Raw genomic sequence first — 14157 nt, forward strand, 5'->3', positions numbered from 1 at the left:
TGTCAGCGGCGGTCGAGCCCGGACAGGCGCCAGGCCAGTCGACGGCGAAGGCGGGGCGCTGTGCCTGCCAGGCGCATGGCCGTGTTGCGGAGCGGCCGCGCCTTTGCCGAGGCGGTGGCCAGGTCGGTGAGGCGACCGGCGGTCGAGACCACCGTCTCGGCGGTGCGGCGCCGGGCCGCGGCGTGCTGATCGAGCAGGTCTTCCGGTTCGCCGGCGAGAACCCGGGACAGGGTCGTCGCGGCCGTCACGGCGTCCTCGATTCCGAGATTCATGCCCTGACCACCGGCTGGTGAGTGCACATGCGCGGCGTCGCCCGCCAGCAGGATCCGGCCCTGCCGGAAGCTGTCGGCGATCCGGTGGTGGACCCGGAAGCGTGAACCCCACACCACCTCCTCCACGACCGCGGGCCGCGCCTGCGGACCGCGTTCGTCCAGCAGTTGCTGCACGAAGGCGATGTCCGGGTCGTGCGGCGCTTCGTCCGTCGTCGCGACGATCCGGTACATGCCGTCGGGCAGGGGTGCGACGACGACCAGGCCGGCCGGGGAGAAGTACAGGATCACCTCGTCTCGCGGCACGCCGCCGGATACGCGGACATCGGCCAGGCTGAACGATTCCGCGTAGCTCCCGCCGGTGAATCCGATACCCGCCTGCTCGCGCACCACGCTGCGCATACCGTCGGCACCGAGGAGGTAACGGGCCCGGACCTGGTCACCATCGGCGAACGTGGCGGCGACCAGGTCGGCCTCCTGGACAACGCCGGTCACCGTAGCCGGGCGGATCACCTTCCCGCCCAGCTCGGTCAACCGTTCCAGCAGGAACTTCTCCGTGTCGGCCTGCGAGATCATCAAGGTGTACGGATAGGCGGTGGGCAGCTCGTCGAACGGGACCGCCAAGAGCAGTTGGTCACGGTCGCGGATGGTGAAGGTCGGGGTGTGCACACCGCGGCCGACCAGTGCCGGGACCACGCCGTAGGGCTCGAGCAACTCCAAGGTGCGCGGATGCACGACCGCGGCGCGGGAAGTGTTCGCGCCCTCGCTTTGACTGTCGACGATGACGACGTCGTGTCCGAGTTGCTTCAGCACGATTCCGGCGGTGAGACCTACCGGCCCGGCACCCACGATCAGGACGTCTGTGATGGCGTTCGTCATCTCTGCTACCTGCTCTCCCATAAGTCAACATCTGTTGGCATTGAGATTAAAGGGCGTCCTCGCCATTGTCAACGGATGTTGGCCTACAATCGTTGGCATGAGAAGAAGCTCGGCTGAAACGAAGGCTGTCATCCTGGCCGCGGCCCGCGAACGCTTCGCGGCCGACGGATACGACCGGGCCACCATCAGGGCGATCGCCGCGGACGCCGCCATCGATCCCGCGATGGTGATGCGGTACTACGGCAACAAGGAACGGCTGTTCGCGGCGGCGATCGAATTCGATCTCGAACTGCCGGATCTGACGGAGATCCCACGGGAACAGGTCGGCGCCGCGCTGGTCGCCCACTTCCTCGAGCGCTGGGAGCGCGACGAGACACTGCTCATACTGTTGCGCGCCGGGGTGACCAACGACGCCGTCGCGGAACGGATGCGATCGATCTTCGCCACCCAACTGGGGCCGCTGATCGTCCGCCTCACCGACGACCCCCGTGACGGACCGGTCCGGGCCGGCCTGGCGGCATCCCAGATCCTGGGCATGGCACTATGCCGCTACGCGCTGGCCTTCCCGCCCTTGGCCGCGATGCCGCGACAGGACGTCGTCGCCTGGCTCGGTCCGACGATCCAGCGGTATCTCACCGGCACCCGCGAGACGGGCACACCCTCGGTGTGATCGCGCTGCCGCACGATGACCGCGGCTTCGGCCGTCGCAGACCGGCTCCGGGAATTCGCGGGTGCGCACGGGAGCCCGCTGCAGCCGCTTCGGTCAGATCGCCGCCGCACGGCTGTGCGGTTGAGGTGAGCGCTGGTGATCGGCGTGCGAATCATTCGTCGAAGAACACACCGGCGGAGCAGGTTTGGCCGGTCTGGTGAACAACGCCGGAGTAGGCACGCCCTGGCCGATGGAGCTGTGCCCGCTCGACGAGTTCCGCTGGCATCTCGAGGTCAACGTCACCGGACAGCTCGCCGTCACCCAAGCGTGTCTGCCCCTGCTCAAGCACGCCCGCGGCCGGATCGTCAACGTCGGCTCCGAAGGCGGGCGTATCACCCTGCCGTTCATGGGAGCGGTGACCGCGTCCAAGCACGCCCTGGTAGCGGTCACCGGCGCCTTGCGCCGGCCGTCGTCGAGGCCTTCACCCGGCTGAATCAGATCCAGGGCGAGCAAGATGATCCCGAACCCGTCGCGCCGGAGACAGATACCACCCTCGTGTTGCCTCCGGTACCTATGGCCGACCCGGAATTCGACCGGTGGACCGCCACCCAGGAATCCGACCGCTGGCGCAACCCGCTGCTCACCCACCGCGAACGCGCCCTGCTCTGCCTTGCCGTCGATGTCCTCCAGCAAACCCTCGGAGCCCCGATGCGTGCCCATATCGACACTGCTCTCTCCGCCGGCGTCCAACCCGGCACGGTCCGCGCACTGCTCTTGCTGATGAGCGAACTCGGGATGGGCAAGGTCTGACAAGCACTCGCCGCACTGGACACACACCTGCACACGGCAGAGTAGGCCGCGCGGCACCGCAAACCACCCGCGCCCAGGCGGACAGCACAGATGCAACCACAGCGTGGCTTTTCCTGCGGCCGGTGGGCCCGGTTCGTCAGCCGCCATTCGGACGCGCGTCAGCGTCGACGCGCGACCCAAAGGCCATTGCGGGATGACCCGCTCGCGCGTATCTCCGCCCGTCCGGAGGCGATCCACTATGTGGGAGTGACCAGCACTTCGCGCAGCCGTGCCAGCTCCGCGGTGGTCAGCCCGCTGGTCAGCAACCATTCGGCCGCGCCGCCGTGCTCGGCGGACAGGTTCGCGAGGAAACGCTGCATCACCTCGGCTTCGACACCGAGAATTCCGGTGCTGACCGGGGGCAGGCCCGTGTAGGACGGGAGCGCGTCGAGGCGGTCGCGGACTCGCCGCATGCGTTCGCCGGTGAGCGCGTAGTCGGCCGCGATCGCCTCCGGCGGCACGCCGACCGCGTCCAGCAGCACCGCGGTGAGCACACCGGTGCGGTCTTTGCCCGCGGCGCAATGGAACAGCACCGAATGGCGGCCCGCGTCGACGATCAGCCGTACGGCCGCCAGGATGGGATCGACACTGCCCGCCAGCAGCTTGTCGTACAGGTCCACCAAGTCGATTCGGCTGGAGTCCGGGACCAGATCACGTGCAGCAAGGGAGGATTGCGGCGACTTCCGTACCGGCAGGCAGACTCGCGCCACGTCGGCGGTGGCGAGCAGTCCGTACCCCTCGCGTTCCACCTCGTCGGGCAGCCGCAGGTCGATCAGAGTGCGCAGACCGATCGGTCCCAGCAGTTTCGCCAGATCGCGCTCGCTGAGGTGCTGCGGCGTGCTGGAGCGGTAGACCACCCCGAAACGCGTTGTACCTCCACCTTGCACGGGTAGGCCGCCCAGATCGCGCACGTTGTCGATGTGGGCGAACTCGACCCAGCGGCCGTCGGTCGACTCTCCCGCCGTGTCAGTGGGCACGGCCGGCCGCCGCCTCGTCGGCGCGGCTCAGGCCGCACAGTCCGATCAGATCCTCGTGCAGCTCGAACCACACGGTGTGGAAACTGTCGAGCACGGGCCGGGCAACCCAGGAGTGATCCCCGGCGGCGATCCGCTCGATCGCGTGCGCGAACCGTGCGGTGTACCGCGCCAAACGCGGTGCGACCTCGCCGATGCGCCGCAGCAGTGGCTGCACGGTGCGGTGCAGTTCGGTCAGCCGGGCCAGGACGGCGCCGTCGTAGTCGGCATCGGCGTGATCGTTGACGGTGGCCGGATCCTTCATCTGCCACGCGGTCACGATGTTCTTGAGATCGCCGTTGAACGAACAGAATTCGGCGTAGACGGAGGCGATCGCAGCCCGGTCGGTGTCCCGTCGCTCCGCCGCCAGCAGGCCCTCCAGGTGCTGTCTGCCTTCGGCCGTGAGGCGCACACCGATCGGCGTCGCGGCGCAGCGGCCCGCGGCCACCAGCTCTTCGCATCGGGCGGTGACGGTCTCCGCCGCGGCGCCGAGGCCCGCGGCGAGCGCATCGTGGGCGGCCCGGCCCTTGATCCCGATCAGCCGCAGCAGATCGAGGTCGGGAACCTTCGTCACCGTCGTGGCGGGTTCCGCGTCCACCTGGGTCGAGGTGGCGGTCGCACGCGCGTCCAGCCACGCCGCCAACCCGCCGACGTCGACGCCCGCCCAGTCGGCCAACCGGCCGACATCCGCGAGGGTGCTCGCGTCGACGGGTCTGCCTTCGACCCGGCCCGGCCACACCGTTCCCGCGCCGCCGTCGACGGTGACGATCTGACCTACCAGCCCTTCGACGACACCGGGACCGCAGCCGACCACACACGGCCTGCCGATTTCGCGGCCGACCAGTGCGGCGTGCGACGTGACGCCACCGAGTTCGGTGACGATCGCCCGGGCGGCGATCATGCCGTGCAGATCGTCCGGGCTGGTGGTCGGGCGCGCCAAGATCACATCCTCACCCGCCTCCGCGCGGCGCTCCGCCTCATGCGGGTCGGTCACGACGACGCCCGCGGCCAGTCCAGGACAGGCGGATTCGCCCCGGGCCAGCGGCGCCCCCGTGTACGCGGCGGTCGCGGGACGCAGCACGGCCCGCACCTGATCGGCGGTGACCCGGCCCAGCGCCTCCTCGGCACCGATGAATCCCTCGTCGGCCATCGCCACCGCGGCCCGCACCGCCGCCCGCGCCGAACGCTTCGCGGGACGCGACTGCAACAGCCACAAGACACCGGATTCGACGGTGAATTCGATGTCCTGGATATCGCGGCCATCGCGTTCCAGCAGTTCGGCCGCCGCGAGGAGTTGGCCGTGCGCCTGCGGCAGCAGGGTGGCCAGCTCGTCGAGCGGCTGCGGGGTCGTCCGGCCCGACACCACGTCCTCGCCCTGTCCGCCGGCCAGCCATTCGCCGAACATCGCGCGCTCCCCCGTATTGGGGTCGCGACTGAACAGCACACCGGTGCCGGACTTCTCATCGAGATTTCCGAAGACCATCGCCTGTACTGTGACCGCGGTGCCCGGGGCGCCGGACATGCCGCGATTGCGCCGGTACGTCCGCGCCCGCGGCGAATCCCAGGACCGGAACACCGCGCTGATGGCCGCGCGCAACTGCTCCCACTGGTCCTCGGGCACCGCACCGGCGGGATCACCCAGCACGGTTTCGCTGTACTGAGCGCGGAAGCGCTCCCGGGTATCGGCCGCGTAGGTCGCGTTCCCGCTCTCGGCGGCGAGTGCTCGCGCCACAGCCTCGTTCATGCCGAGGTTGAGCACTGTGTCCATCATTCCCGGCATGCTCACCGCGGCGCCGGAGCGCACCGACACGAGCAGCGGACGGGTGCCGGATCCGAAGGCCCTTCCGGTGCCTCGTTCGAGCGCGGCGATGCCCGCTCGGACCGAAGCCCAGACATCGTCGCCGATCACCCCCTGGGCCGAGAAGTCGGCCCAGGCGTCGATGGTGATCACGAACGCGGGCGGCACCGAAAGACCGAGAGCTCGCATGCGGTTGATGCTCCATGCCTTCCCGCCGATTCGCTCCCGGGACAGCGAACAGGTGCCGTCGAGTTCGACGACCGGCGCCGCGCCCGCCGCCTCGTCGTTTCGCTCCACTAGCTCTGCTCCGGCGGTCATATCACTCCTTAGCAATCACTGAACAGCGTGCGCGCCAGCCGGATTCGGTCTTCATACCCGGACTGTGTCCTGCCGGGTGCGAACCGCAGCCCGGCACAGCTGTCGCCCGATTCGAGCCTGCCGTGTCAACGGTCACCTGCCGTAGCCGTGGTCCCGCTGAGCAGGATCAGCCCGCGGCTGCCCGAAGGGGGTCCGCGGACGTTCCGCCAGCGCCCGGCACCGCGCGGTACTGCACCGCCGCCAACCGCGTTCTCGTCCAGCGCGGCGTCGCGGACGTCTTCGCACACAGACTCACCGATCTGATGGTGGCGCTGCCGATGGGTGCGGGAGCCGAACGTGGCGGTGGGCGCGTTGATCGATGCCGACGCCGTCGCCGAGGTGAGCGTCACGTCGAGGATGCCGACACTCGCGGCCACGGCTCGGCGGCGTGCGGCGGTAGTGTTCGGCGCCAGATGATCAGCACGATCTCGAACGAATCACCGATGATGAACACCGGCGCCAACGCCAGGGCCCGGAGTGTGTAGGGAAGCGAATCTTCCCGGTCAGCGGGATATGTGGCACTGATCGGGCGGCATCGAGCGGCTCGTGCGGCAGGATCGCCGCATGGATCGATGGCGCGAGGCCACCAGCGAGCTCGCGACGATTCCCGCGGTGGTGGCCGACCGGGCACGACGGTACGGTGCGCGTGTTGCGGTGGTGACACCCAAGGGGCAGCTCACCTATGCCGAGCTCGCCACGGAAGCACGGCGCGTCACGCGGGCGATGATGTGGCTGGGGGTACAACCAGAGGAGCGCGTGGCGATCTGGGCACCCAACGGCGCGCGATGGGTGATCGCCGCGCTCGGCGTACTCGGCGCGGGGGCGACGCTCGTACCAATCAGCACACGGCTACGCGGCCCCGAGACGGCCGAGATCCTCGCTCGCAGCCGGTGTCGCATGCTGTTCACCGTGCGCGAGTTCCTCGGCACCGACTACCCACGAATGCTGCGGGAATCGGGACACGCGCTGCCGGAGCTGCGAACGACGGTGCACCTCCACGGGCCGACCAGCCGCAACCATGATGCGAACCCGCGCTCCCGGAAGCGCTTTGCCGACCCTGCCCGCGATGGGATCGGCGGGCGCATCGGGCGGACACACCATGAGGATCTGTCGTGGTCTGGATTTCTCGCCCTCGCCACCGGAGTACCTGTGGCGGAGGCGGATGCGCGGAGCGCCTCCGTGGACGCGGAGGCAGTCTCCGACATTCTGTTCACCTCCGGCACCACAGGTGTCCAGAAGGGTGTGCCCGCCACCCACCGGCAGACGATCGAGACGTTCACGCGGTGGGCCGACGCGGTCACCCTCTCCGGCAACGACAGGTATCTGCTGGTCAACCCGTTTGCCCACACCTTCGGCTACAAGGCGGGGGTCATCGCCTGCCTGCTGCGCGGGGCCACCATGGTGCCGGTGAACCGATTCGATCCGGAGCAGGCGTTCGGCCTCGTCGAGCGCGAGCGGATCACCGTGCTGACCGGTCCTCCGACGCTCTTCCATGATTTGCTCGACCATGATCGGCGGCATGCCCACGATCTGAGTTCCCTGCGCCTGGTGGGTACCGGTGGTTCGAGCGTGCCGACCGGGTTGGTGGAGCGGATCCGCCGTAGTCTCGGCGCCGAAAAGGTGTTCACCGCATACGGACTGACCGAATCGAACGGCGTCGTCACGGTGTGCCCGCCCGATGCGCCCGCCGATCTGATCGCGGGCACGGTCGGGAAAGCGCTGCCGGGAGTGCAGGTCCGCATCGTGGACGCGGCCGGTCGGCCCGTGTCGGCCGGTGAGCCGGGGGAGATCGTCGTTCGTGGTCCCACCGTGATGCACGGCTACCTCGATGATCCCGGGGCGACAACGGCCGCCATCGATTCCAGCGGCTGGCTGCACGCCGGTGACGTCGGCACCCTGGACGCCGACGGCTACCTGCGCATCACCGATCGCCTCGCGGACCTGTTCATCGTCGGTGGCTTCAACGCCTACCCCGCCGAGATCGAGCGAATCCTCCTCATGCATCCCGCTATTCGCGAAGCGGCAGTGGTCGGCGTCCCCGACTCCCGGCTCGGTGAAGTGGGCTGCGCCTTCGTCGTCCGCAACGGAACCGTCGATATCGACACGGCGGAGATCATCGCGTGGGCCCGTACTCGTATGGCCGGATACAAGGTCCCGCGTCGCATCGAGTTCGTGGCGTCGTTACCCCGCAACGCCAGCGGAAAGGTTCTCAAACGGATCCTCCCACTCCCGCAATCCGGGTTATGCAACGCCCCCAAGACTCATTCTTAAAGCTTATGGCTGAACACTGGCGATTTCGATCGGCGACAACCGCGACTGCCTGACCAGTGAAGCTGCCTTCGCTCGCCTCTGCGGCGTCGCCCCGATCCACGCTTCCTCTGGCAAGACGGTCCGTCATCGCATCCACCGCGGCGGTGATCGGCAAGCCAACCAGGCCCTGCACGTCGCGGTGATCGTGCGCCTGCGCTACGACCAGCGAACCAGGGGCTATACCGCCCGATGCATGACTGAAGGTCAGACCCACCAAGACGCTGCCGGAGGTCACCTACACCGTCCAGGCTCCATGTTCATTCGGTCAGGTCATGCTTAATCGGACTGCGACGCCGGGCGTTGATCGCCTTCTTGATCAGCGTCCGCGCCGCCTCGCCGGTTGCGGATTGCCTAGCAAGGATATCGAACGCGCGACCATAGAGCGCTATCTCTCGTGGCTGGGTAATGGTCAGTTCTGCTGTGTGACCCTCGACTTTGATCACGCGGTTGTCGAACATCATGAAATTCTCCACGGATACGATGACCTCGGCAGTGAGGGGGACGACTCCTAACGTGACTCTCGGCATTCCGATTATCGAGAGCAGTCTGTCGAGTTGTCCGAGCATAACGGCATCATCGCCGACCGTGCCGTACAACGATTTCTCGCTGATCAGGAAATGAAATCGGCGTCCGCGCTTGTAGAGTATCTGCTGACGTTCCATCCGTTTCGATACGCCGCTGTCCAAGTCGTTTGGAAGATTGTAGAACTGGATGACGCTTCGGAGCTTGGCTTCGGCGTATTCGGCGGTCTGGAGCAGTCCAGGAATTACCTGGGGCTCATAGTTTCGTATGAACTCGGCGGCGGCCTCGTTTTTCATGACGAGCTGCTGAGCACGTTTGATTCCCGCGCCGAGTACCCGCCTCCACTCCATATACGCAGCGTCGATATTGTGCAGACTCGCCAGGAGTTCCGGCAACTCGTCGTCGGCATTACAGAGCCGACAGTAGGCCCGCACATCGCCGGGGGAAGGTGTGGCCTTGCCGTGCTCTATTCGGCTTATCTTCGATTCGTGTACGCCGGGATGTGCGGCAAGCTCCCGGCCCGAGATTCCCGAATTCTTACGGAGTTCTCGCAGTCTCAGGCCGAAAGCCTGTCTTGCCTCCTGAACTGAACTGGTCACTACCGGGTGTTCGCCGAGTCGACGTAGTAATCCCGATAAGGTGTCGCAAATGGCCAGAGCTTATTCTTGACTTCTCGGCAGTATGCGACAATTCCCGGGTCGGTTGTTGTCCCGGTCCCAGCAGGTTTTCCGTCCAGGTGTGCGAGATTGAAGACTACCGATTCGTCATCGAACAACCACCAATCATCACTCGGTACGATCTCGGGGTCTACCGAATGGCGCGGGACATATCGAATGTCTTCACCCGCTTCTACGTTCTCCCCTGTGACCGATAGTAGCCAGCGCTGATATCCGACATGTGGCACGGTGACCACTCGAATGCGACTGACCGTGACACCTCGGCTGGTCATGTCCCGGATGAGTCCGAGCCAATCACTCTTGTCGTATTCCGGCGGTGGTTCGTTGTTCAGAAACCGTCGCAGCGCCTCCGATTCGGCAGGTTCGGCGTATGAGTCGCGAACCTCCATATGGAAGGCCGAATGTCGGCACTCGTGGAACGGATGAACCCAGTCATCGACTCCGCGAAACTCCACCGTAGTAAGTCCTTTCAGCCTTCGGTACTTCGATAGCGGTCTCGTTGTCCTCGATCGCCATCTGCCCCAGCGTCTCGAGATCCGTGACCGGCCTACCCGCCAAGAGGAACGTACCTCGCCCGGTGTCCGTGAGGACTGCGCCTATGAAGGTATCCGGCTCGACGAAGCCCAGCAGGAGATGAGGAAGCTCGACCGTATCGGGCCGGTCGGTCTTCCATGCCTGCACGACGTATCCGTGGTCAGTGGCGAACAAGGTGGGGCATCCGTTCCTGTCGGACCCCCCGCTTCCGAGGAACTGCAAACGCATGATCGATACTCCTGTCTGCGGCTTGCGCCTCCTTGCAATGGAAATCCCCATTATTCCGCTGCTTTCCGGCGATTTGTGCGGATCAAGCCATTTCCGCAAGTATCCGCAAGTTGGAAGACAAGCCTGGTTGCCGGTTCGTAGCGTCAGTCAGCAGCACACGACGCCGGGTGAGTCCACTCAGTGGGTCATCGGGACGGTTGTTCCCCGGCGTCGGATGCTCACCAACGGCTACGAGCGAGGTGAGCAGATGAGGGCACGGCCAACAGCGATCGGATACTTGCGCCGAGATGTTTCCGGTGTCTCGCAAACCTCGGACGAGATCCAGATTCGAAGTATCGCAAAGCGGCTCGGGTACGAGCTTGCGAAAACCGTTGTGTTCGGCCCTGAGACCGACAGCCCCCTGAGTCGTCTGCTGAACGTTGTTCGCCGGGTGGACGCACGCGCCGTGATCGTTCCCGGTGTCCAGCACCTCGGTTGGGAAGTGCCTCCGGAGTTGGTGAAGGTCGTAGACGTGATCACCGTCAACCCCCAGAACACCTACACCCGATTGGCACCGGGTTTCAGCGACGGCCGGATGTTCTCACCGGCCGAGCATGGCGCATGGATAAGGCCCCAGGGCCGGTGAGGGCTACGCCCACACACCCGTGCGTGCGTGGGAGTAGCGCATGGCCTGGGTAGCCGACTCGATCGTTGGCGTCCCCTGCCAGAATCAACACCGTTTGCCGCTTGGCCTGGTCTAGGCGACTTCGTTCTTCATCTGAGCGGTGAGAATCTTCTGATAGCTCGCTCCGAAAAGCCTTGGCAGCCAGTCGATCACGTGCGCATCGCGGCCGACCAAGATCTTCGCCTTGTTCTTGCGGATGCCGTTCACGATGACCCGCGCGGCGTGCTCGGGCGTGGTCTTGGCCAGGCGGTCGAAGTTGGCGGCCAGCGCGTCGCGATCGCGTTCCCCGCCCGCCCGCGCCTTCCAGGCGATCTCGGTCTTGATCATGCCGGGGTGCACGCTGCTGACGCCCACCGCGTGCCCGGCGATGGTCATCTCCTGCCGCAGCGCGTCGGTGAACGCCCGAATGGCGAATTTGGTCGCGCTGTAGGCGCCCTGGCTGGGGCAGGCCGCCAGGCCGAACATGCTCGACACGTTGGCGATGTGCCCGTCACCGGAGGCGATGACGTGCGGCAGGAACGCCTTGGTGCCGTAGGCGACGCCCCAGAAGTTGATGCCCACGATCCATTCGAAGTCCGCCCAGCTGAGTTCTTCGACGTTCGCGGTGAGCGACACTCCCGCATTGTTGACCACCAGGTTCACCCGGCCGAAGTCGCCCGCCACCTCGTCGGCGTGGCGATAGACCGCGCCCCGATCGGTCACGTCGAGCTGGTAGGCGCGGGCTTGCGCGCCCTCCTTGTCGCACAGCGCCGCGGTCTCGGCGACGTTGTCCATGCTGCGGCCGGACAGCGCCAGCCGGGCGCCGCGGCGGGCGAGCTCCACCGCCAATGCGCGGCCGATTCCGGCGCCCGCGCCGGTGATCACCGCGGTCCTGCCCTCGAAGTTCTGCACGGTTGATTCCTTGTCTCACGTGGCGGTCGGCCCGCCGGTTTGCCCTGCCGGGGGGTTGTCACAGGGACGTGTAGCCGCCGTCGGCCACGAATTCCGAGCCGGTGCTGAAGCTCGACTCATCGCTGATCAGGAACAGCACCAGATCGGCCAATTCCTCCGGGCGGCCGGGCCTGCGAATGGGCTGGTTGGCCGACATGCCCTGGGAGCGTGCCGAATCGGCGGTCATCTCCGTGGCGATCACCCCGGGGTGCACGGAGTTGACGCGAATGTCGTCGGCGGCGAACTCCTGCGCGGCGGTCTTGGTCATGCCGCGCACCGCCCACTTCGACGCTGTGTAGCCGAGGATGTTGGAGAAGGCGATCAGGCCGCCGATCGAGGAGATGTTGACGATCGAGCCTCGTCTCGCCCGGCGCATGGACCCCAGCACCGCCTTCATGCCGAGGAACACCCCGACCTGGTTGACGTCGATCACCTTGCGGAAGTCGGCTTCCGACAGCTTCTCGATCGGGTCGACGTGCACGATGCCCGCGTTGTTGACCAGGCCGGAGACCGGCCCGAACACCGTCTCGGCCTGAGCGACCACGTCGGTCCAGGCCGCCTCTTCGGTGACGTCGAGCGGGACGAAGGCCGCGGCGTCGCCCAGCTCGGCGGCCAGCGCGACACCTTCTTCCACCAGAACATCCGTGATCACGACCGTGGCGCCCTCCGCGACCAGCCGCCGCGCGAACGCAGCGCCCATGCCGCGGGCCCCGCCGGTGACGATGACGTTCTTACCGTCTACCCGTCCCATCAACGCCGTCCTTTGCTATGTGCATCCGCCTGGATCGCAGTGCTTGTCGCGGTAGTGCCGGGCTCGCCGCCGGCGATGTGATCGGCCGCGATGTAGCCGAACACCATGGCTGGTCCGATGGTCGCGCCCGCACCGGCGTAGTCGTTGCCCATCACGGAGGCCGAGTTGTTGCCCGCCGCGTACAGGCCCGTGATCGGACGGCCATCGGTGTCGAGGACGCGGGCGTGCTCGTCGGTGACCAGACCGCCCTTGGTGCCCAGATCGCCAGGCACCATCTCGACCGCGTAGAAGGGGCCCTGCTCGATCGGGGCGAGACACGGATTCGGCCGCACGGTCGGGTCGCCGTAGTAGCGGTCGTACGCGGAGTCACCGCGCCGGAAGTCCTCGTCGCGACCGGCACGAGCGAAGCGGTTGAACCGCTGCACCGTCGCGGTCAGCGTCGCGGGCGGCACGCCGATCTTCGCCGCGAGCTCGGCAAGGGTGTCGGCCTGCTCGATGATCCCGGCATCCCGATACTTCTGTGGGAGGGGGCGTTTGGGGAAATTCCCGAGGAACAGGTACCGGTCCCGGAAGCGCTGATCCATGATGAAATACGACGGAATGTGGCCGATGCCGGTCGCTTCCTGCTCGTACATCGTGTGCACCACGTTCACATACGGGGCGGATTCGTTGACGAACCGCTCACCGGCGTGGTTCACCATGATGCCCCCGGGCTGGGAGCGCTCGGCCAAACAGAAGAACGGCGGCCCATCCGGGTTGCGCACGGACGGGCCCCACCAGGCGTCATCCATGAGATCGACGGTGCCACCGACCTTCTGGCCCGCGACGATGCCCTCGCCGACATTTTCGGTGGCGCCCACGGTCCAGTCGGTGGACTGTGGCCCGCTGAGGTACTGCTTGCGCATCTCCAGGTTGTGCTCGAAGCCGCCGGCCGCCAGCACGACGCCACGGCGCGCCCTGAGCACCACCGGAGCCCCGTCGCGCTCGGCGCGCACGCCGACCACCGCGTTCCCCTCGGTGATCAGTTCGGTCAGCGGCGTGTTCAGCCACACCGGCACCTCGGCATCACGCAGCGACAACCACAGCCGGGCCACGAGCGCCTTGCCCAGGCTCAGCGGCAGCCGCCCCCGCAGCCGGTTGCGCACCGCCTGTAAACCGACCTTGATGGCGGTGCGCTTCCCCGCCCAGGTGCGGGCGATCATGTTGAGATCGTGGAAGTCGCTGACGGTGAAGGCGATTCCTTTGGGCCCGGACATGGTCGGCTGGTTGATCTTGTGCAGATCGTCGCCGAGCAGCCGTCCGTCCAGCGGCGCGGGCTCGATGCTGCGTCCCTGGGCAAGACCGCCGGGGAACTCCGGGTGATAGTCGGAATAGCCGCGGTCGTAGAGGAATTCCCAATATTTGCTGCGGGCGCCGAGGTAGCGCATCATCTCGGGACCGCGATCGAGGAACGCCCGCTGTTTGGCCTCCGGAACCCGCTCGCCGACCACCGCCCGGAGATAGGTGCGGGCCAGCTCCGGACTGTCGGGCACGCCTTCGCGCTGTAGCACCGGGTTGTTGGGGATCCAGATACCACCGCCCGAACGTGCGGTCGAACCGCCGAAGGATCGGCTCTTCTCGATCAGCGTCACCGACAGTCCGCGGTAGGCGGCCGTCAGGGCGGCGGTCATGCCCGCGGCACCGGAACCGACCACCACCACGTCGAATTCGAATTCCTGAGTCATCGC

15 protein-coding genes and 1 pseudogene are annotated in these 14157 nt (G+C 66.8%); 6 read left to right on the plus strand and 10 right to left on the minus strand.

Annotated elements, in window-relative coordinates; genetic code table 11:
- Positions 1 to 2: 2 nt before the first annotated feature.
- Positions 3 to 1148 carry an NAD(P)/FAD-dependent oxidoreductase gene (locus AB0M45_RS05420; RefSeq protein WP_364323202.1) on the minus strand — a complete coding sequence of 382 codons (1146 nt, stop codon included), beginning with the start codon at positions 1146 to 1148 and terminating at the stop codon, positions 3 to 5.
- A gap of 97 nt (positions 1149 to 1245) precedes the next feature.
- On the opposite strand from AB0M45_RS05420, the gene AB0M45_RS05425 reads away from it, so the two are divergent.
- The 3 genes from AB0M45_RS05425 (at position 1246) to AB0M45_RS05435 (ending at position 2607) form a co-directional block, all read left to right on the plus strand.
- Positions 1246 to 1818 carry a TetR family transcriptional regulator gene (locus AB0M45_RS05425; protein ID WP_364323204.1) on the plus strand — a complete coding sequence of 191 codons (573 nt, stop codon included), beginning with the start codon at positions 1246 to 1248 and terminating at the stop codon, positions 1816 to 1818.
- Positions 1819 to 2002: 184 nt separating this feature from the next.
- Positions 2003 to 2290, plus strand: a complete 288-nt coding sequence (locus AB0M45_RS05430; protein WP_364323206.1) for an SDR family NAD(P)-dependent oxidoreductase — start codon at positions 2003 to 2005, stop codon at positions 2288 to 2290.
- A gap of 65 nt (positions 2291 to 2355) precedes the next feature.
- Complete coding sequence (locus AB0M45_RS05435; RefSeq protein ID WP_364323209.1) at positions 2356 to 2607, plus strand: carboxymuconolactone decarboxylase family protein; 252 nt, start codon at positions 2356 to 2358, stop codon at positions 2605 to 2607.
- A gap of 236 nt (positions 2608 to 2843) precedes the next feature.
- On the opposite strand, the gene AB0M45_RS05440 is transcribed toward AB0M45_RS05435, so the two are convergent.
- The 3 genes from AB0M45_RS05440 to AB0M45_RS05450 form a co-directional block, all read right to left on the minus strand.
- Positions 2844 to 3623: a tyrosine-protein phosphatase gene (locus AB0M45_RS05440; RefSeq protein WP_364323211.1), complete on the minus strand. Its 780-nt coding sequence runs from the start codon at positions 3621 to 3623 to the stop codon at positions 2844 to 2846.
- Positions 3613 to 5775, minus strand: coding sequence for a pyruvate, phosphate dikinase (locus AB0M45_RS05445; RefSeq protein WP_364323213.1), 2163 nt, complete (start codon positions 5773 to 5775; stop codon positions 3613 to 3615). Before AB0M45_RS05445 ends, AB0M45_RS05440 begins: the two co-directional genes overlap by 11 nt.
- A 125-nt stretch (positions 5776 to 5900) precedes the next feature.
- Positions 5901 to 6191, minus strand: a complete 291-nt coding sequence (locus AB0M45_RS05450; RefSeq protein ID WP_364323215.1) for a hypothetical protein — start codon at positions 6189 to 6191, stop codon at positions 5901 to 5903.
- Between the two features lie 187 nt (positions 6192 to 6378).
- On the opposite strand from AB0M45_RS05450, the gene AB0M45_RS05455 reads away from it, so the two are divergent.
- Both AB0M45_RS05455 and AB0M45_RS05460 read left to right on the plus strand, forming a co-directional pair.
- Positions 6379 to 8085, plus strand: a complete 1707-nt coding sequence (locus tag AB0M45_RS05455) for an AMP-binding protein (RefSeq protein WP_364323217.1) — start codon at positions 6379 to 6381, stop codon at positions 8083 to 8085.
- A 25-nt stretch (positions 8086 to 8110) separates the two neighbouring features.
- Positions 8111 to 8347, plus strand: a pseudogene (locus AB0M45_RS05460) (transposase); the annotation flags it as partial.
- Positions 8348 to 8381: 34 nt separating this feature from the next.
- Here the strand turns inward: AB0M45_RS05460 and AB0M45_RS05465 are convergent.
- From AB0M45_RS05465 to AB0M45_RS05475, 3 genes are read right to left on the minus strand one after another with little or no spacing between them, the layout of a single operon-like run.
- A complete protein-coding gene (locus AB0M45_RS05465) occupies positions 8382 to 9245 on the minus strand; it encodes a helix-turn-helix transcriptional regulator (protein ID WP_364323219.1) in 864 nt (287 codons plus the stop codon).
- Complete coding sequence (locus tag AB0M45_RS05470; protein ID WP_364323221.1) at positions 9245 to 9778, minus strand: DUF6879 family protein; 534 nt, start codon at positions 9776 to 9778, stop codon at positions 9245 to 9247. The genes AB0M45_RS05465 and AB0M45_RS05470 overlap by 1 nt, the downstream gene beginning before the upstream one ends.
- Complete coding sequence (locus tag AB0M45_RS05475) at positions 9756 to 10085, minus strand: hypothetical protein (RefSeq protein ID WP_364323223.1); 330 nt, start codon at positions 10083 to 10085, stop codon at positions 9756 to 9758. Before AB0M45_RS05475 ends, AB0M45_RS05470 begins: the two co-directional genes overlap by 23 nt.
- Here AB0M45_RS05475 and AB0M45_RS05480 point away from each other — a divergent pair.
- A complete protein-coding gene (locus tag AB0M45_RS05480; RefSeq protein ID WP_364323225.1) occupies positions 10084 to 10710 on the plus strand; it encodes a hypothetical protein in 627 nt (208 codons plus the stop codon). The two genes, AB0M45_RS05475 and AB0M45_RS05480, sit on opposite strands and share 2 nt — an antisense overlap.
- A gap of 111 nt (positions 10711 to 10821) precedes the next feature.
- On the opposite strand, the gene AB0M45_RS05485 is transcribed toward AB0M45_RS05480, so the two are convergent.
- The 3 genes from AB0M45_RS05485 to kstD are packed head-to-tail and all read right to left on the minus strand — an operon-like array spanning position 10822 to position 14154.
- Entirely contained in the window at positions 10822 to 11640 is an 819-nt protein-coding gene (locus AB0M45_RS05485; protein ID WP_364323227.1) for an SDR family oxidoreductase, read from the minus strand.
- 58 nt (positions 11641 to 11698) lie between these two features.
- Positions 11699 to 12430: a glucose 1-dehydrogenase gene (locus AB0M45_RS05490; RefSeq protein ID WP_364323229.1), complete on the minus strand. Its 732-nt coding sequence runs from the start codon at positions 12428 to 12430 to the stop codon at positions 11699 to 11701.
- Positions 12430 to 14154 carry a 3-oxosteroid 1-dehydrogenase gene (kstD, locus tag AB0M45_RS05495; RefSeq protein ID WP_364323231.1) on the minus strand — a complete coding sequence of 575 codons (1725 nt, stop codon included), beginning with the start codon at positions 14152 to 14154 and terminating at the stop codon, positions 12430 to 12432. The genes AB0M45_RS05490 and kstD overlap by 1 nt, the downstream gene beginning before the upstream one ends.
- Positions 14155 to 14157: the final 3 nt, after the last annotated feature.

Origin of the sequence: Nocardia sp. NPDC051787 (genome assembly GCF_040681325.1) — a bacterium.
In the GTDB taxonomy this organism is placed as follows: domain Bacteria; phylum Actinomycetota; class Actinomycetes; order Mycobacteriales; family Mycobacteriaceae; genus Nocardia.